Annotated in this window: 13 protein-coding genes and 4 tRNA genes; 1 reads left to right on the forward strand and 16 read right to left on the reverse strand. The window is 40.9% G+C overall.

The genetic code is table 11. The features are described from left to right. Positions 1–3: 3 nt before the first annotated feature. The 15 genes from mutL to A37Q_RS0106730 all read right to left on the reverse strand — a co-directional run bounded on the left by mutL (position 4) and on the right by A37Q_RS0106730 (position 17,037). Positions 4–1,887, reverse strand: coding sequence for a DNA mismatch repair endonuclease MutL (gene mutL, locus A37Q_RS0106660; RefSeq protein ID WP_018299508.1), 1,884 nt, complete (start codon positions 1,885–1,887; stop codon positions 4–6). Further along, complete coding sequence (coaBC, locus tag A37Q_RS14830) at positions 1,874–3,136, reverse strand: bifunctional phosphopantothenoylcysteine decarboxylase/phosphopantothenate--cysteine ligase CoaBC (RefSeq protein ID WP_018299509.1); 1,263 nt, start codon at positions 3,134–3,136, stop codon at positions 1,874–1,876. Before coaBC ends, mutL begins: the two co-directional genes overlap by 14 nt. A gap of 149 nt (positions 3,137–3,285) precedes the next feature. Further along, a complete protein-coding gene (rpoC, locus tag A37Q_RS14835; RefSeq protein WP_018299510.1) occupies positions 3,286–7,539 on the reverse strand; it encodes a DNA-directed RNA polymerase subunit beta' in 4,254 nt (1,417 codons plus the stop codon). A gap of 85 nt (positions 7,540–7,624) precedes the next feature. Further along, positions 7,625–11,716 (reverse strand): DNA-directed RNA polymerase subunit beta, encoded by a 4,092-nt coding sequence (gene rpoB, locus A37Q_RS0106675; protein WP_018299511.1) that lies wholly within the window; start codon positions 11,714–11,716, stop codon positions 7,625–7,627. Between the two features lie 197 nt (positions 11,717–11,913). Then, positions 11,914–12,288 carry a 50S ribosomal protein L7/L12 gene (gene rplL, locus A37Q_RS0106680; RefSeq protein WP_018299512.1) on the reverse strand — a complete coding sequence of 125 codons (375 nt, stop codon included), beginning with the start codon at positions 12,286–12,288 and terminating at the stop codon, positions 11,914–11,916. A 56-nt stretch (positions 12,289–12,344) separates the two neighbouring features. Continuing rightward, a complete protein-coding gene (rplJ, locus tag A37Q_RS0106685; RefSeq protein WP_018299513.1) occupies positions 12,345–12,863 on the reverse strand; it encodes a 50S ribosomal protein L10 in 519 nt (172 codons plus the stop codon). 198 nt (positions 12,864–13,061) lie between these two features. Further along, positions 13,062–13,757, reverse strand: a complete 696-nt coding sequence (rplA, locus tag A37Q_RS0106690) for a 50S ribosomal protein L1 (RefSeq protein ID WP_018299514.1) — start codon at positions 13,755–13,757, stop codon at positions 13,062–13,064. Continuing rightward, entirely contained in the window at positions 13,757–14,191 is a 435-nt protein-coding gene (gene rplK / locus A37Q_RS0106695) for a 50S ribosomal protein L11 (RefSeq protein WP_018299515.1), read from the reverse strand. The genes rplA and rplK overlap by 1 nt, the downstream gene beginning before the upstream one ends. A 98-nt stretch (positions 14,192–14,289) precedes the next feature. Further along, positions 14,290–14,916 (reverse strand): transcription termination/antitermination protein NusG, encoded by a 627-nt coding sequence (gene nusG, locus A37Q_RS0106700; protein ID WP_018299516.1) that lies wholly within the window; start codon positions 14,914–14,916, stop codon positions 14,290–14,292. A gap of 9 nt (positions 14,917–14,925) precedes the next feature. Beyond that, positions 14,926–15,345, reverse strand: coding sequence for a preprotein translocase subunit SecE (gene secE / locus A37Q_RS14840; RefSeq protein ID WP_018299517.1), 420 nt, complete (start codon positions 15,343–15,345; stop codon positions 14,926–14,928). Between the two features lie 78 nt (positions 15,346–15,423). Beyond that, positions 15,424–15,499 (reverse strand) — tRNA-Trp (locus A37Q_RS0106710). A gap of 17 nt (positions 15,500–15,516) precedes the next feature. Then, entirely contained in the window at positions 15,517–16,701 is a 1,185-nt protein-coding gene (gene tuf / locus A37Q_RS0106715) for an elongation factor Tu (protein WP_026196570.1), read from the reverse strand. A gap of 36 nt (positions 16,702–16,737) precedes the next feature. Then, positions 16,738–16,813: transfer RNA gene (locus A37Q_RS0106720), tRNA-Thr, on the reverse strand. Positions 16,814–16,862: 49 nt separating this feature from the next. After that, positions 16,863–16,936: transfer RNA gene (locus A37Q_RS0106725), tRNA-Gly, on the reverse strand. Between the two features lie 16 nt (positions 16,937–16,952). Then, positions 16,953–17,037 (reverse strand) — tRNA-Tyr (locus tag A37Q_RS0106730). Positions 17,038–17,151: 114 nt separating this feature from the next. Here A37Q_RS0106730 and A37Q_RS0106735 point away from each other — a divergent pair. Next, positions 17,152–17,721 carry a DUF4124 domain-containing protein gene (locus A37Q_RS0106735; RefSeq protein ID WP_154648639.1) on the forward strand — a complete coding sequence of 190 codons (570 nt, stop codon included), beginning with the start codon at positions 17,152–17,154 and terminating at the stop codon, positions 17,719–17,721. Between the two features lie 36 nt (positions 17,722–17,757). Here the strand turns inward: A37Q_RS0106735 and A37Q_RS14845 are convergent, their stop codons facing one another. Further along, on the reverse strand, positions 17,758–19,959 hold the full coding sequence (locus A37Q_RS14845) for a RelA/SpoT family protein (protein ID WP_018299519.1): 2,202 nt from the start codon (positions 19,957–19,959) through the stop codon (positions 17,758–17,760). Positions 19,960–19,992 lie beyond the last annotated feature (33 nt).

Consider the following 19,992-nt stretch of genomic DNA (forward strand, 5'->3'; position numbering starts at 1 on the left):
ATTCTATTGCCCTCTCATAAACAATTTATCAAGCTCAGCAATGCTCATTTCAACCCAAGTAGGCCGGCCATGATTGCACTGATCTGCGCGCTTTGTCTTTTCCATTTCACGCAATAAATGATTCATTTCAGTGATGGATAAGACATCATTTTCACGCACTGCACGATGACAAGCAATTGTTGCTAATATTTGATTTAAATACGCCTCTAAATCATGTGTGACATCAAAATGCTGAAGCGTTGATGCAATTTTATTAATAAGACCTGCGATATCTTTATTTCTAAGATAAATTGGGATCGCCCTTATCACAATTGAGTTTTCACCAAACACAGACAGCTCAAAACCAAGTTTCATCATTTGATGCTCATGGGTCATTAGCGCATCGATTAATACAGGCGTTAGCTCTAAAGTTAATGGCACAAGAAGCTGCTGGGAGAGTGCTTTGTCTTTTGACCAACTCTCTTTGATTTTTTCATATAACACCCGCTCATGCGCAGCATGCATATCAACAAGGATTAATCCATTATCATTTTGCGCTAAAATATAGATACCGTGAAGTTGGGCAATGGCAAAACCAAGCCGGTAGCATGCTTCACTTATAACACTTTCATCTGTAACGACAGAAGCTTCTTTTGTAACAACCGGATCGATATTCAGTCCTTCAGAGTAACTCCATGCATGGCGCTTATTTTGACTTTCTTCATCAAAATCATCCTTTTGATCACTGACACCGCTACCAATTACCTCTTTATAAAGCTTTAAGGTTTCTACATAATCCTCTGTCTTGGTATTTGTCTTTGGCGTCATAACCGCCATCGATTTTTCTTTTTGCGCTGAGAATGTCAAGCCATCAATATCACTCTCTATACTCTCCAACGCCACTGGTGCATCCGGTTTGGTTTCAGACAAGGCATGATTTAATTTACTAAATAAAAAATCATGTACTCGTCTTGATTCACGAAACCTGACTTCATGCTTGGTTGGATGCACATTCACATCCACCGCTTCTGGATCGATACTAAGATATAAAATAAATGCCGCATAGCGCTGATGGTGTAAGATATCACGAAATGCTTGCTTAATTGCATGCGCCACAAGCTTATCTTTAATCACACGCCCATTGACATAAAAATACTGCATATCCGCGCGTGATTTTGAAAACTGCGGCTTTGCCACCCAGCCTTGTAGTGCAAGGCCTTCTATTTCCTCATTGATTACAATGGCATGCTCAATAAACGCCTGTGAGCACAATTTTTCAATTCTTTTTTGCTTTTGCTCTGGGCTTAAGGCTTTGGGAAAGCTTTTCACCTCTTTGCCATTGTGAAAGAGCTTCATGCTAATGTGAAAATGACACAGCAAAAACTTCTTTAATAACTCATCGATATGCGTATATTCCGTGCGCTCAGCCTTTAGAAATTTGCGCCTTGCTGGGGTGTTATAAAATAGCGAGCTCACTTCAATGGTGCTCCCAGTTGGGTGTGATGCTGGAACTAATGTATCTAAATCATTATTATCAACGCACCAGCCATGCTCAGCACTGTCTGTCTTCGAAGTAATTTTTAGCTTTGAGATAGAGGAGATGCTTGCAAGTGCCTCGCCTCTAAAGCCCATGCTATTAATCGCCTCAAGCTCGCTTAAAGAGTATATTTTACTTGTTGCATGTGCTGATAGTGCGAGTTTTAAATCTTCTTTTTGAATACCACTACCATTATCACGAATTAAAATACGTTCTTTTCCACCATGATCAAGCTCAATGATAATATCATCCGCGCCCGCATCAATGGCATTTTCGACAAGCTCCTTAACTACCGAAGAGGGCCTTTCAACCACTTCCCCTGCAGCAATTTGATTAGCAAGCTCACTAGGAAGGAGCTTAATTGCACGCATAATTAGCCCCCTTTTCTTTATCTCTAGCAGACTTTTGAGCATAACAAGAGAATTTAACCATGATTAGATCTGCAAGCTCTTTTGCGATAGCCTCTTTCGGCGCATCGTCAATTATTTGCACTAAAGTTTTTGTGCCATCATAGATAGATACACTATTATTTGAATGATAAAACGGGTAGCCTGTTTTTGTATTCACTTGATTTAATACCAACAAATCAAGGTTTTTGCGCTCAATTTTTGCTAATGCATTTTGCTCAGCATTCTCTGTCTCTGCTGCAAAACCCACACAAAATGGCCGCTTATCTTCGCCATAATCCTTGAGTGAAACACTTTTTAAAATATCCTTATTCTCAATCAAAGAGAGATGCATTTTGCTTTGGTCTTGGTCTTGCTTTTTAATCTTCTGATTTGCTGAATGTTCAGCTTTAAAATCAACCACTGCCGCGGCACTAATAAAAATATCAGCCCGATTAATAGTATCATGCACCGCCTTATGCATTTGATTGGCTGTTTTAACATCCACACCTTTTACCCCATAAGGGATTTCAAGATTCGTGGGACCAGAGATGAGTGTGACTTTAGCACCAAGCGCTTTGAAGCTTTTTGCCAGCGCATAACCCATTTTCCCAGAGCTATGATTTGAAATAAAGCGCACAGGATCAATTGGCTCAATCGTAGGTCCCGCAGTAATAACAACATGTGGCGTATCTTTATTTTCAACCGCAAAGAGCTCCACCACCTTTGAAGTAATCACCTCAGGGGCAAGAAGCCGCCCTTCCCCCACATCACCACAGGCCTGCTCACCCTCTTCTGTTGCTAGAATGTCGTAGCCTCTATTTTGAAGTTTTTGTAAGTTTTCAGCCACAGTAATATGTTTATACATCTGCTGATTCATTGCTGGCGCAAGCATAAGAGGTGCTTGGGTGGCCAGCACAACATTTCCTAACAAATCATCTGCAATCCCATTTGCAAGTTTGGCAATGGTATTTGCTGTTGCCGGCGCAATCACAATCAAATCTGCCCACTTGGCTAAATCAATATGCTCGATGGAGCTCTCTTCATAATCGAATAAATCATCATACACAGGGTGCTTTGAGATCGCTTCAAAGCTAAGCGCTGTTACAAATTTCTTCGCCGAATCTGTCATCAGAACCTTGATATCAAAGCCCTCTTTTTGTAGTAATCGCAATAGCTCAAGGGCTTTATAACAAGCAATGCTACCTGTGACGCATAAAAGAATGTTTTTCATCGCACTTTTTAGTTTAACTAAATCACAATTAGTCTAAAGGAGATTTGCTTTTATGTAAAAACAAAAAAACCACCCGAAGGTGGCTTTAGCATAGCGTCAACATTTAAAAGATGATTATAGTAAACTATAACTTAGATCATAATATACACTTAGCTTTGTGCATCAGTGTTATTTTCATCATCTTGATCTTCAATAAATAAATCATCAAGATCAACCGCATCATTGCTATCATCTGCGTTAAGCGCAGCACTTAATGCCATTTCCAACTCATCCATTGATGGCGCCGCATCCAACTCTTCTTGTTCTTGAAGATGTTTACGCTTACGCTCTTGATGATAGGCAAGCCCCGTTCCAGATGGAATCAAGCGTCCAATCAATACGTTTTCTTTTAAGCCACGCAAATGATCTTGTTGACCTGAAACCGATGACTCGGTAAGCACACGTGTTGTTTCTTGGAATGATGCTGCTGACAAGAATGATTCAGTTGAAAGCGATGCTTTGGTAATACCCAAAAGCATTGGCTCATAGTTTGCTTCCATTTTTTCAGCTGCTCTTAGCTCATCATTCGCCTCAAGCACCTGAACAAGCTCAACTTGCTCACCATCAACAAATTTACTATCACCCGCTGAAGTAATAATAACTTTACGAAGCATTTGGCGAACCACCGTTTCAATATGCTTATCGTTAATGCCAACACCTTGTAAGCGATAAACTTCTTGAATCTCATTGATGATATATTCAGCCAGCGCATGCACACCTTTTAAGCGAAGTACTTCATGTGGATCCATCGGACCATCTGAAATGATCTCACCTTTAGAAACATGCTCACCTTCAAACACGTTAATGTGGCGCCATTTTGGAATCATAATTTCAACTGGATCGCTATCTTCTGGTGAAATCACCAAACGGCGCTTGCCTTTTGTCTCTTTACCAAAGCTCACAACCCCTGAAGTTTCTGCTAAAATAGCTGCATCTTTTGGACGACGTGCTTCGAACAAATCAGCAACACGAGGAAGACCCCCTGTAATATCCTTGTTCTTAGAGCCTTCTTGTGGGATCCGTGCAATCACATCTCCCACTTCAATTTGCGTGCCATTTTCAATGTTCAAAATGGCGCCCACTGGCATAAAGTAGCTTGCTGGAATATTGGTATTCGGGAAGCATAGCTCTTCACCTGTTTTATCAACAAGACGCACCACTGGTTTGACATCTCTGTTACCACTTTTTTGTGAATCAGAGCTAATAACAATACTTGAAAGACCCGTCATTTCATCTGCTTGGTACTTCATCGTAACACCGTCGATAAAGTCAACGAAATTAATGCTACCTGATACCTCAGCAATTACAGGGTGTGTATGCGGATCCCAGTTTGCAACAACAGCACCGGCTTCAACTTCAGCATTATCATTAACCGGTAATACCGCACCGTATGGTACTTTGTATTTCTCACGCTCACGACCAAATTTATCAATAACACTTAGCTCACCTGAACGTGATACAACCACATGGTTATTTTCACGGTTAATAACTGTTTTAATGTTATTAAACTTAATACGCCCGTGGTTTTTAATTTGTACGTTGTTATCTGCTGTATCCTGAGAAGCTGCCCCCCCAATATGGAAGGTACGCATTGTTAACTGTGTACCTGGCTCACCAATAGACTGAGCGGCAACAACACCAACAGATTCACCAGAGTTCACCAAATGTCCACGCGCCAAATCACGGCCATAACATTTTGCACAAAGCCCACGACGTGTTTGGCAAGTAATAGACGAGCGAATCTTAAACTGATCAACACCATTTTCTTCAACAAGCTCAACAAGTTTCTCGTCAATTAAAGTGCCCGCTTCAATTAAGATGTCATCTGTGCCCGGTTTGTAAACTTCTTCAGCCGTCACACGACCTAAGATACGCTCACCCAAAGGCACAACAACATCGCCGCCTTCAATCAATGCTGATACTGTTAAACCGCGTGTTGTACCACAGTCATCTTCGATAATCACCAAATCTTGCGCTACATCAACCAAACGACGTGTTAAGTAACCTGAGTTCGCTGTTTTTAATGCCGTATCCGCCAAACCTTTACGCGCACCATGCGTGGAGGTAAAGTATTGAAGTACTGATAGACCTTCACGGAAGTTTGCTGTAATCGGTGTTTCGATAATGGAACCATCTGGTTTTGCCATCAAACCACGCATACCGGCAAGCTGTCTGATCTGAGCGGCACTACCACGCGCCCCAGAATCTGCCATCATATAAACAGAGTTAAATGATTCTTGCTCAATTTCTTGGCCTTCTTTGTCAGTAACGTGCTCTTTTGAGATAACATCCATCATTGATTTTGCGACTTTCTCATTCGCGCGTGACCAAATATCAATTACCTTGTTATAACGCTCACCTGCTGTTACAAGACCTGAAGCATACTGATCAGAGATCTCTTTTACTTGTGACTCTGCCTCAGCAAGCACATCAGCTTTCGCATCTGGAATAATCATATCGTTAATCCCGATAGAAATACCTGATTTTGTTGAGTACTTATAACCGGCGTACATTAATTGGTCGGCAAAGATCACTGTTTCTTTTGTCCCTAAACGGCGATAACACTGATCGACAATCTTACCAATTGTTTTTTTCGTTAACGGCTGGTTAATTAAAGAAAAAGGCAAGCCTTCTGGAAGGATGCTTGATAATAATGCTCGACCCACTGTCGTTTCAATAATCCCTTTTTCATCTTCATACTCACCAGACTCTAAAAGGACTTTATGGTTCAAACGCACTTTAATTTTTGCATGAATTCCAACAACACCTGCTTCATAGGCACGTTGTACATGCAATAAATCAGCAAATAGTTTGCCTTCACCTTTAATATTCACACCTTCACGTGTGATGTAATAAAGACCAAGGACAATATCTTGTGTTGGTGCAATTACAGGGGAACCACTCGCTGGTGAAAGAATGTTGTTTGTTGACATCATCAGCGCACGCGCTTCAAGTTGTGCTTCAAGCGTTAATGGCACATGCACCGCCATCTGATCTCCATCGAAATCCGCGTTAAACGCTGTACAAACAAGTGGATGTAGCTGAATTGCCTTACCTTCAATCAAAGTCGGCTCAAATGCTTGAATACCAAGTCTATGAAGTGTTGGTGCACGGTTTAGTAAAACTGGATGTTCACGAATCACTTCTTCTAGAATATCCCAAACGACCGCTTCTTCACGCTCAACCATTTTCTTAGCAGCTTTAATGGTAGAGGCATGCTCATAGTGCTCAAGTTTTGAATAAACAAATGGTTTGAATAGCTCAAGTGCCATTTTCTTCGGCAAACCGCATTGATGCAAGCGAAGTGTTGGTCCAACAGTAATCACTGAACGACCTGAATAATCCACACGCTTACCTAAAAGGTTTTGACGGAAACGACCTTGCTTACCTTTAATCATATCAGCAAGTGATTTAAGTGCACGCTTGTTTGATCCTGTTACTGCACGACCACGTCTACCGTTGTCTAAAAGTGCATCAACTGACTCTTGAAGCATACGCTTTTCGTTTCTGACAATAATGTCAGGTGCATTTAACTCTAACAAACGCTTTAGACGATTATTACGGTTAATAACACGGCGATATAAATCATTCAAATCTGAAGTCGCAAAACGTCCACCATCCAATGGAACAAGCGGGCGAAGATCTGGTGGAAGCACCGGTAAAACGGTCATAATCATCCACTCAGGCTTATTCCCTGAGTCACGAAATGATTCCAATAATTTCAAACGTTTTGTCAGTTTTTTAAGCTTTGTCTCTGAGTTAGTTGTTGGAATTTCTTCACGAATAGTTTCAATTTCATGATCAAGATCAACATCAATTAATAGACGCTGAATTGCCTCAGCACCCATTTGTGCTTCAAACTCATCACCATATTCTTCCAACGCATCAAGATACGCTTCTTCATTTAAAAGCTGACCCACTTCAAATGATGTCATGCCGGCATCGGTAACCACATAGGCCTCAAAATATAAAATTCTTTCAATATCCCTAAGTGTCATATCCAAAAGAAGACCAATGCGTGATGGCAGAGACTTCAAATACCAAATATGTGCCACTGGACAAGCCAAATCAATGTGCCCCATGCGTTCACGACGAACACGTGATTGTGTCACTTCCACACCACACTTCTCACAGATAATACCGCGGTGTTTTAAACGCTTATATTTACCACATAAGCACTCATAATCTTTGATCGGACCAAAGATTTTCGCACAAAATAAGCCATCACGCTCCGGCTTAAATGTACGATAGTTAATTGTTTCAGGCTTTTTAACTTCTCCATATGACCATGAGTGAATCATCTCTGGAGAAGCAAGACCAACCTTAATTCGGTCGAACTCTAAATCTTTACCTTGCTGTTTCATGCCGCCTAGTAAGTTCTTCAAGGCTCTACTCCTATTCTCTACGAAGTTGTATATTACAAGTTATGTTGTGTTTGTAAGTAATGGATTATGGCTCGATATCAGATTCAAGATCGATATCAATACCCAATGCACGCACTTCTTTCATCAATACGTTAAATGATTCCGGAATACTTGCATCCATTTTAAAGTTACCATCAACAATATTCTTATACATTCTGGTACGACCGTTAACATCATCTGATTTAACAGTTAACATTTCACGTAATGTATAAGCAGCACCATAAGCCTGAAGCGCCCATACCTCCATCTCACCGAAACGCTGACCACCGAATTGTGCTTTACCACCAAGCGGCTGCTGAGTAACAAGTGAGTAAGAGCCTGTTGAACGTGCATGCATCTTATCATCAACCAAATGGTCAAGTTTCAGCATATACATACATCCAACCGTTACACTACGATCAAAGGCCTGACCTGTTCTACCATCATATAAGGTCATCTGACCACTTTCTGGAATGTTACACAGGTTCAAAAGATCTTTAATATCTTTCTCTTTAGCCCCATCAAATACAGGTGTTGCAATAGGAACGCCTGATTTTAAGTTATAACTCATCTCAATAATTTGATCATCATCAAACGCTGATAGGTCAACTTTTTTGTTACCAATAGTGTTATATACTTTCTCAAGTGTTTTACGCAAATCACTGGCTTTTTCACTTGACTCCAGTGCATCGCTCACAAGAGAACCCAATCCTCTTGCTGCCATACCCATATGTGTCTCAAGCACCTGACCGATGTTCATACGAGATGGAACCCCAAGTGGGTTTAAAACGATATCCATCGGTGTACCATCTTCCAGATAAGGCATATCTTCAATTGGCAATATACGAGATACCACACCTTTGTTACCATGACGTCCAGCCATCTTATCACCCGGCTGAATACGGCGTTTAACAGCAACGAATACTTTAACGATTTTCAATACACCAGGAGACAAATCATCACCCTGTGCAAGCTTTTTACGCTTCAGCTCAAATTTCGCTTCAAAGTCTTTACGTGCCGCAGCAATTTGTGCTTTAGCGCGCGAAATTGCCTCAGTTACCGCTTCATCTTGAACACGAATTTCTAGCCATTGCTGAAGCTCAAGTGCATTTAAGTACTCTTTTGTGATTTCTTGGCCACGCTTCAAGCCTTGAGGACCTGCTGCTGCTTTAACACCCGGCAATAACTCAAATAAATAAGAGCGAACCGCGCCTTCAATAATACGAAACTCATCACGTAAATCTTTACGCGCACGATCAAGCTCTTCTTTTTCAATCTCAGCTGAACGTTCGTCTTTTTCAATGCCATCACGAGTGAATACTTGAACATTGATAACAGTACCGTACATACCTGTTGGCATGCGAAGTGAGCTGTCTTTTACATCAGATGCCTTCTCACCAAAAATAGCTCTTAGTAGCTTTTCTTCTGGCGTTAATTGCTGCTCTGCTTTTGGTGTGATTTTAGCCACCAAAATATCACCAGGGGCAACATTGGCGCCAATATGCACAATCCCGGAAGTATCAAGCTTATTCAATGCATTTTCACTGACATTTGGAATATCCGCTGTAATCTCTTCTGAACCAAGCTTCGTATCACGGGCAATACAAGTTAACTCTTCAATATGAATAGAGGTATATCTGTCTTCTTCAACAACACGCTCAGAAAGTAATATTGAATCCTCAAAGTTAAAACCATTCCACGGCATAAAGGCAACAAGCAAGTTTTGTCCTAATGCCAGCTCACCCATATCAGTAGATGAACCATCTGCTAAAATATCACCTTTAGCAACAACATCGCCCGGCTTAACAATAGGTCTTTGGTTAATACAAGTGTTTTTGTTTGAACGACGGAACTTTGTTAAGTTATAGATATCAACAACAGAGCTGTTTTCTTCCACTTCATCTGAGTTGACACAAACAACGATACGCCCACCATCAACTGCATCCACAACACCTGAGCGTTTTGCCACGATACAAGTACCTGAATCGCTAGCAACAATACGCTCCATCCCAGTACCAACTAATGGCTTTTCAGCACGAAGTGTTGGAACTGCTTGGCGCTGCATGTTCGATCCCATAAGTGCACGGTTTGCATCATCGTGCTCCAAAAATGGAATCAATGCTGCGGCAACTGACACCATCTGTTTTGCTGAAACATCCATATATTGGATTTTGTCAGCACTGGTAAACATCGCCTCACCTTTAGAGCGACACTGGATTAGCTCATCAGTTAAACGGCCATCTTTATCCATCGCTGCAGATGCCTGCGCAATAACATAGTTGCCTTCATCGATCGCTGAAAGATATTCAATCTCATCGGTAGCAACACCATCAATTACTTTTCTGTAAGGTGCCTCTAGGAAACCATATGAATTAGTGCGTGCATAACAAGCCAATGAGTTAATCAAACCAATATTTGGTCCCTCTGGCGTTTCAATTGGACATAAGCGTCCATAGTGTGTTGTATGTACATCACGCACCTCAAAACCAGCACGATCTCTAGATAAACCACCTGGGCCTAACGCTGAGATACGTCTTTTATGTGTCACTTCTGATAATGGGTTGTCCTGATCCATAAATTGAGATAATGCACCTGAACCAAAAAACTCTTTAATCGAAGCTGTGATTGGTTTTGCGTTCACTAAATCTTGTGGCATCGCATTTTCACGATCAACCATTGATAAACGCTCACGAACAGAACGCTCAACACGCACAAGACCAATTCTAAATTGGTTTTCAGTCATCTCACCAACAGCACGAATACGACGGTTACCCAAATGATCGATATCATCCACTTCACCGCGACCATCGCGAATATCAATCAGTGTTTTAACCACATCGATAATATCTTCTTTGCTTAGAATGCCTTCGCCTTTTTCACTCTTGCGTCCTAAACGATTATTAAACTTCATGCGTCCAACTGCTGATAGATCATAACGATCAGAGCTAAAGAACAAACCTTTGAACAAGCTTTCTGCTGACTCTTTTGTCGGCGGCTCACCAGGGCGCATCATGCGATAAATCTCTACAAGCGCATCTTCACGCGTATTACAAATATCATTACGTAACGTATCTGAGATATAAGAACCACGATCTAGATCATTTGTATCAATCGTTGTAAACTTATTGATGCCATAAGCATGCAATTTTTCTAAAATTTGCGGTGTAATCTCTTCATTTGCTTGAAGTAGAACTTCACCTGATGTTTCATCAACAATTTGCTCATAAGCCGCTTTACCAATCACATATGAAAAAGGAACTTCCATTAGAGAGAGGTTCTCTTCTTTCATCTTTTTAGTGTGTCTTGCAGTAATTCTTTTGCCTTCTGAGACAAGAACTTTTCCTGATTTATCAAGAATATCAAAAGAGGCAGTTGTCCCTTTTAATGAATCAGGGTCAAAGCTCATCATAAGCGCACCATCTTTGACTTCAAATGTCACTGGCTCATAGAATGTTTTGATAAGCTCGGCATCGGAATAACCTAACGCCTTTAATAGAACTGTTGCTGGCAACTTACGTCGTCTATCAATACGAACGTAAAGCAAATCTTTAGGATCAAACTCAAAATCAAGCCATGATCCACGATAAGGAATAACACGTGCTGAATGTAAAATTTTGCCTGATGAGTGCGTTTTGCCACGATCATGGTCAAAAAACACACCTGGAGAGCGGTGTAACTGGGAAACAACCACACGCTCAGTACCGTTAATAACAAACGTACCGTTACCTGTCATTAATGGGATTTCACCCATGTAGACTTCTTGCTCACGAATATCTTTAATGACTTTATCTTCTGCTGGGGCGTCCTTATCATAAATAACAAGACGCAACTTCACACGCAAAGGCGCAGCATAAGTGACACCACGAATATGGCATTCATTTTCATCAAATACTGGCTCACCTAAGCGATAACTAACATAATGAAGCTCAGAGTATCCGGACAAGCTCACAATAGGGAATACGGATTTAAATGCGGCTTCAAGGCCAATGTCTTTGCGATCTTTGACTTTTGCGTCTCTTTGCAAAAACTCTTTATATGAATTTACTTGAATAGCAAGCAAATATGGGACATCAAGAATATTAGGAAGGTTCCCAAATTCTTTACGAATTCTTTTTTTCTCAGCGTATGAGTAAGGCATCAGGCATTTCCTCTGATTACATTCATTTTAACCACTAAATCATGCCAAAAGTTTGAAAAAACTTTATTCTTTGTACAGCTTCTTATTTTTCAATGGCATAAGAAGAAAGCCATATAAAACATAAATATTACATAGCAGAAAAGGCCAACAGGTCAATACCTGTTAGCCTTTTGCTTTTAGTTTAAATAATCAGGTGATTATTTAAGCTCAACTTTAGCACCAGCCTCTTCAAGCTGTTTCTTAAGTTCTTCTGCTTCATCTTTAGAAGCTGCTTCTTTAACTGTGAAAGGCACGCCTTCAACAGCATCTTTAGCTTCTTTAAGACCTAAACCAGTCGCTGCGCGAACTGCTTTAATTGATGCAACTTTGTTTGAACCAGCTTCAACTAGGACAACGTCAAACTCAGTTTTTTCTTCAGCAGCAGCACCTGCATCAGCAGCTGGACCTGCAACTGCAACAGCAGCTTGCGCAGAAACACCGAATTTTTCTTCCATCATTTTAACTAATTCGCAAACATCCATAACGCTCATATCAGCAACAGCATTTAGAATGTCTTCTTTAGTGATAGCCATTTTTATTTACTCCTATTAAATAGTATTTGTAATTCAAAAAAAACGAAAAGTGGGCTTTATTTCGCTTCACCAACAGCGGCAAATACACGTACTGCCTGAGCTGGAACTTCGTTAAGTGTACGAACAAACTTCGTAACAGGTGCATTAAGCACATTGCACAATAAGCCAAGTGCATCTTGACGGCTTGGTAATTTAGACATTTCTTCTAATTTATCCGCACCGAAAAGCTCACCGCTCATCGCAAGATTCTTCACTTCAAAATCTTTATTATCTTTCATAAAGTTTTTGAACAATTTAGCAGAAGCGCCTGGCTCTTCTTTAGAAAAAGCCAACACTAAAGGACCAACAAATGCACCAGTCATGCATTCAAACTCAGTTCCTTTAACTGCAATTTTTGCTAAGTTGTTGCGAACAACCTTTAAGTAAACACCTGTTTCACGTGCTTGTTTGCGTAGTTCACTCATCTGGTTCACAGTCAAACCACGATAATCAGCTACCGCCGCAGACAACGCTGAGGATGCTTGTTCAGCTACTTCTGCCACAATCGCTTTCTTGTCTTCAAGCTTTAGCGCCATGTGCTAAGTCCTCTTGTTTTTTTTGTCTACGTTATTTAATACGATGTTTGGAACCAATCAATTTTACTCTCAGGTCACATTCACCGTCTGCGTAGGAAATTAAGCACCAAGTGGCACACCTACGGTCTTTGACATCACTTGATATATCGCTAAATATACCAGTGACCCAAAGAAACTCAATTCAAAAGGTGGCTTATATTACACCTCTAAAGTTGCCGTGTCAAGCATAAGTCCAGGACCCATTGTGCTTGAAACAGTAACTTTCTTAATGTATACACCTTTAGCATTTGCTGGCTTTAATTTTTTCAAATCAACAAGCAACGTTTCTAAGTTTTGCTGTAATGCATTTGACTCAAAATCAGCCTTACCAATTGTTGTATGAATGATACCTGCCTTGTCAACACGGTAACGTACTTGACCTGCTTTTGCGTTTTTAACAGCTTGCTCAACATCAGTTGCCACTGTACCAACTTTAGGGTTCGGCATTAAACCTTTAGGGCCTAAAATTTGACCTAACTGACCAACAACACGCATAGCATCTGGCGTTGCAATAACAACATCAAAATCCATATTGCCTTTTTTAACTTCTGCAGCCAAATCGTCCATACCAACAATGTCAGCACCCGCTGCCTGTGCTTTATCAGCATTTTCACCTTGCGTGAAAACAGCAACACGAACGCTTTTACCTGTACCATTTGGTAATACAGATGCACCACGAACAACCTGATCAGATTTACGCGGATCAACGCCAAGGTTAACCGATACGTCAATAGACTCTTTAAATTTAACTTTTGAAAGCTCTTTTAATAAATCAAATGCTTCAGTTGCTGCATAAGCCTCAGTCTTATTTACTTTCTCAGCCAAAAGCTGCATTCTTTTAGATAGCTTAGCCATTATTCAACACCCTCCACATTAAGACCCATACTACGAGCACTGCCCGCAATTGTTCTTACTGCAGCATCCATATCCGCTGCAGTTAAATCAGGTTCTTTTATTTTTGCAATCTCTTCTAACTGCGCACGGTTTACTGTACCTGCAACTTCTTTAGAAGGGTTTGAACTACCTGATTTAATTTTCGCTGCTTTTTTCAACAAGAAAGAAGCTGGCGGTGTTTTCATTGTAAAAGTAAAACTTCGATCACTATATACTGTGATCACAACTGGAATTGGCGCACCTGGCTCCATTGATTGTGTTTGCGCATTAAACGCTTTACAAAATTCCATAATATTCACACCATGCTGACCCAAAGCTGGACCAATCGGTGGAGACGGGTTTGCTTGACCCGCTTTTACTTGAAGCTTAATATAAGCTTGTACTTTCTTAGCCATTTCTAACTCCTATTTGGGTATAACGCCTTTCAGCTTCCCGGTTAATATTACCAAAGCTTTTGCTTTTGCTTTTGCTTTAGCTTACTCAACACCTAAAATTAGGCATCTTTTTCCACTTGAGAAAACTCAAGCTCAACTGGCGTTGAACGCCCGAAGATCGATACAGCAACCTGAACGCGAGATTTCTCATAGTTAATCTCTTCAACTGTGCCTGTGAAATCTGCAAACGGGCCTTCCAATACACGTACAACTTGACCAACTTGAAAGGTTGTTCTTGGTCTTGGCGCAGCAGTATCGTCTGATTTAATTGCGCCTAGAATTCTATCTGCTTCTTTCTGCGTAATCGGCAACGGTCTCTCAGAGGTTCCGCCAATAAAGCCACTCACTCTTGGAATACGACGCACAAGCTGCCAAGCGGCCTCATTCATTTCCATCTGTATTAACACATATCCTGGAAAGAATTTACGCTCACTTTTTCTTTTTTGCCCTGATTTCATTTCAACAACTTCCTCAGTAGGCACCAAAATGTCACCAAACAGGTCTTCAAGACCTGCAAGTTTAATTCGCTCTTCTATCTGTGTTTTGACACGTTTTTCATAGCCTGAGTAAGCTTGAATCACATACCAGCGCTTTTTACCAGCAGAGGTTTCTTTTGACTCTGGCTCTGTCTTTTCAGTGTTCTCTACACTCTCATCATCATTTGATATGTTTTTATCTTCAGACATAATGACCTCTTAACTTAAAATCCACTGAATCAAGTGCATAAACAACAAACCTACAAAATAAATAATCAGTGATGCAACAATCACAATTGCTAGCACAATCAAGGTTGAATTTATCGTCTCTTGTCTTGTCGGCCACACGACCTTTCTCATTTCCAGTCTTGCATCTAACACAAACTGCCAACCTTTGGCACCCTGATTAGTGAAACGTGCAATAGCAAGCATCACCACAATGCCCACAATAATAAATGCAGCCATTAAAGGAGATGAATTCTTAAAAATGGGGAAATACATGCTGGCAAAAACAACAATTGCACCAACAACAATCACAGCCAACCATAACAGCTTGTTTAATCCACCGGCAACTGTTTTTGTTTCCACTTTTTTTGTCGTGGTCGTTGTCCAAACTTTTTTATTTCCAGTACTCTTCATTCAAGCATCTCTTTAGGTTACAAACAAAAACGGCGCGTAATCTTAACATAGATTAACACGCCGTTCAAGCAATTTATTTGGCAGGCCAGGAGGGACTCGAACCCCCAACTTGCGGTTTTGGAGACCGCTGCTCTACCAATTGAACTACTGGCCTACAAAATAGCTTTCCAATTAGGCAAGAATTTTAGCTACAACACCTGCACCAACTGTACGACCACCTTCACGAATCGCGAAACGAAGACCGTCTTCCATCGCAATTGAGTTGATCAAAGTTACAACCATTTTGATGTTGTCACCAGGCATAACCATTTCAACACCTTCAGGAAGCTCAACTGAACCAGTTACGTCAGTTGTACGGAAGTAGAACTGAGGTCTGTATCCTTTAAAGAATGGTGTATGACGTCCACCTTCTTCTTTTGATAATACATATACTTCAGCTTCAAATTTAGTGTGAGGAGTGATTGAACCTGGCTTACAAAGAACTTGTCCACGCTCAACTTCGTCACGCTTAACGCCACGGATTAGAACACCAACGTTCTCACCGGCTTTACCTTCATCAAGAAGCTTACGGAACATTTCAACACCAGTAACTGTTGTTTTTTGTGTATCTTTAATACCGACGATTTCAACTTCGTCACCAACTTTAACGATACCACGCTCAACACGACCAGTAACAACTGTACCACGACCTGAAATTGAGAATACATCTTCAATTGGAAGAATGAAAGGCTTCTCGATATCACGCTCTGGCTCAGGAATATACTCATCTAAAGCTTTACCTAACTCAAGAACAGCGTCAACGTACTCTTGCTTACCTTCTAAAGCACCTGTTGCAGAACCTTTAATGATTGGCGTATCGTCACCAGGGAACTCGTACTGGTCAAGAAGCTCACGAACCTCCATTTCAACCAACTCTAAAAGCTCTTCATCATCAACCATGTCACACTTGTTCAAGAAAACAATAATATATGGAACACCTACCTGACGTGAAAGAAGGATGTGCTCACGTGTTTGTGGCATAGGGCCATCAGCTGCAGAACATACCAAAATAGCGCCGTCCATTTGAGCAGCACCAGTAATCATGTTTTTAACATAATCCGCGTGCCCTGGGCAGTCTACGTGCGCATAGTGACGAGTTGGTGTTTCATATTCAACGTGAGATGTTGAAATGGTGATACCACGCGCTTTTTCTTCTGGCGCATTATCAATCTCATCAAACGCTCTAGCAGCACCACCGTATGCTTCTGAAAGCACTTTAGTGATTGCAGCAGTTAACGTAGTTTTACCATGATCAACGTGACCAATTGTGCCGACATTCAAATGCGGCTTATTACGTTCAAATTTTTCTTTAGCCATTATTAACTCCAAGTTTTTATTAATAAACTCTTTATCTGGTGCTCACAACCAGATTTGAACTGGTGACCTCTCCCTTACCAAGGGAGTGCTCTACCTACTGAGCTATGCGAGCCCGTATTCTTACTTTTTTTATAAATTACGCAAAAACAAAGTTACTTAAATGGAGCGGGCGATGGGAATCGAACCCACACTATCGGCTTGGAAGGCCGAAGTTCTACCATTGAACTACGCCCGCGATTTAAGCTAAATCGTGGTGGAGGGGGCAGGATTCGAACCTGCGAAGGCTGAGCCGTCAGATTTACAGTCTGATCCCTTTGGCCACTCGGGAACCCCTCCCAGTATGCTGGCAACAATCATAGGGCTTTAGTTTTTAAAAATCAACTTTTTTTCGTAGATTTTTTGCCTATACTAATTAGTGCCAGAATTGAGACAATATAGGATGTTTAACGCGTGACAGTATATCCCAAACTTAAACGAATATGCCAGTGTTTTTTTTGCCTAATTTTCACTTTTTGTTATAGCACTCTCTACGCCACAATTTATCAATATGAAAATGAAAATGGCGAGATGGTTTTCACCTCAACGCCACCAGAGAATGTTAAGGCAAAAAAAATGACTCTGGATAATATCAACATTGTTCCAAGCACCCCTATTGAAAAGAAGGACAACACCAATAGTCAAACGGTGGGATCAGGTGCTTCTTATCTTAATGCAAAACAAGATGGCGAGTCTGTATTGGTACTTAGCCCCAAGAAATCACTCACCATCACCTCTCCACGCAACAATTCTCACATTCACACATTTGAAAGCACCATTGCACTTAAGACCTCTCCTGTTTTAAGTGAAAAGGCACATGTTTATGTGCTTGCAAACAATCGCTCGACCAGCGCTATATATAAAGACGGGTTATGGCATATGTTAAGACCTTACCCAGGTAAAAATGAAATTATCTTAGCAGGTCACTTTGCCAACGGGGATGGTTTCAAATCAAACCCCATTACTATTTATGTTCATAATTAAACAATCTAGCGCAACTTTGCTTATAATAAAGCATCATCAATGAAAAGCCCTTGTGACTCTTTCAACATTGGCACTGCTACTTATCTTCTTCATCAACACTTCCAAACGATCCATATGAGAGACAGCAATCCCCATTCTAACAGAAGTCCCTTTTTCTGAGCTTGGGTATAAATGCGTCATCGTCACCTTTTCAATATTAAGAATACTCGTTACTTCAGCAATTGCCTTAGAAAGATCAATACAATTTAGTACAAATTCAACCTGATATAACTGCGAGTCCTTCTTTCCCCACTGCACTTCAATCACTCGCTCTGGGTGAGATTTTTGCAGTCTTTTAGCATTGGGGCAACCCTGCCTATGCACACTGACACCTCTACCATGCGTCAGATAACCAACAATTTCATCTCCCTGCACAGGCTTACAGCAACCTGCCATATGTGACAAAAGATTATCCACACCATATATGGTTAAATCCGATTTGGTAGAAGGGGCTTGAAAGTGCGTTTTTGCATAGCCTGCTTCCAGCTTAGATTGACTCTCAAGCTTTTCTTCTTTCTTATAATGCTCAAGAATATAATTTAATACTTGATTAAAACGTAGCGCACCCGTTTCAATGCTTGAGAAAAAAGTTTCCTCATCCGTCATATTAAAATGCCGAGCAACTTCTAAATAATCAATCCCCGATAGGCGATAACTCTTTAGCTCTTCATGAAGGCGCTCTTTACCCAAAAGCGCATTTTGCTCTTTATTTTGCTGTTTAAACCATCTTGATACGCGCGCTCTTATTTTTGCTGAATGGATAAACCCACTTCCGGCATTTGCCCAGTCCAAACTTGGTTGCGGCTCTTTTTGTGTTAATACCTCAACACGATCTCCCGTTGAAAGTTTAGTTGTTAACGGGACAATACGACCATTAATCTTAGCACCTCTTGTTCTATGACCCACCATCGTGTGCACCATGTAGGCAAAATCAAGTACAGTTGCACCCGCTTCAAGATCAATCACATCCCCATTAGGTGTGAAAACATATACACGGTTTGCACTATCATTCTGTAAAAGCTTATTCCCTTCAAACTCTTCTGAGAGTTTACTCTCCCAGTCTAAAAGAGATCTTAGCCAGTTAACCTTAGCTTCATAACTTGGATCATGCTTCACACCATCTTTATAACGCCAATGTGCAGCAACACCCATCTCTGACTCTTCATGCATCTTATGGGTTCTAATTTGCACTTCCAAAGTTAAATCTTCTGGACCATATACCACCGTATGTACCGAGCGATAGCCATTTGGTTTTGGTGTTGCGATATAATCAGCAAACTCGCTAACGATGGGTTCCCATAGATCATTAACCACACTTAATGACTTATAGCAATCATCAATAGAACCCACAAGCACACGCACAGCCCTTATATCGTACAACGCATCGATATCACGGTTTTTCTTCTGCAACTTGCGCCAAATACTATATATATGCTTAACGCGCCCAGCGACATCTGCATCAATTTTTTCTTCTTTAAGCGCTTTATTTAAAGTAGCAATTACATCTCTAATATAATGCTCACGCTCAAGCCTTTTCTTTTTCAAAGACTTTGCAATTTTTTTATACTCTACAGGATATAAGCAATAAAAGGCTCTATCTTCAAGCTCCCACTTGGTTTTTGACAGCCCAAGGCGACTTGCAAGCGGCGCATAAATCTCTAAAATCTCTTTTGAAATGGTGCGTTTATATTGTGCGGTCCAATGCTTGGAGGTTCTCATTGCGCAAACTCTGTCAGCAAGCTTCACCAAGACAATACGCACATCTTCAACAATGGTTAATAGCATCTTACGAAACGTATCAACTTGATTACTATCAGGATCTGGATTTTGCAGCGCCCTCACAGCTGACATATCACGCGCGCCATTTAAAATTTTAACAACATCACTACCACATGTTTTTTGCACCTCGTCAACATCAAGGCGCTGATTATAGTGAAGCTCAAATAAAAGCGCAGCGGCGATTGCATCCTCATCTGCTTGAAGATCAAAGAGCACCGCAGCCATCTCAACACCGTAATCAAAACAACTACCACCATGCGCAGAGGGCTCATCCACGCCAAATTCCGCCAAAAGATCCAGCGCTCCAGCAATAACCTGAAGACGTTCTTTTGAGTAAAAGTGTTCAACGAGCGGCAACCATTGATTAAAATCAATTTTTCCATCAGCGCTTAATGCAAACTTGTCCGTCACTTTTACCATGGTATTTCTAGGTATATAGAGCTTCTACATATT

This window comes from Fangia hongkongensis FSC776 = DSM 21703 (genome assembly GCF_000379445.1).
Taxonomy (GTDB): Bacteria; Pseudomonadota; Gammaproteobacteria; order Francisellales; family Francisellaceae; genus Fangia; species Fangia hongkongensis.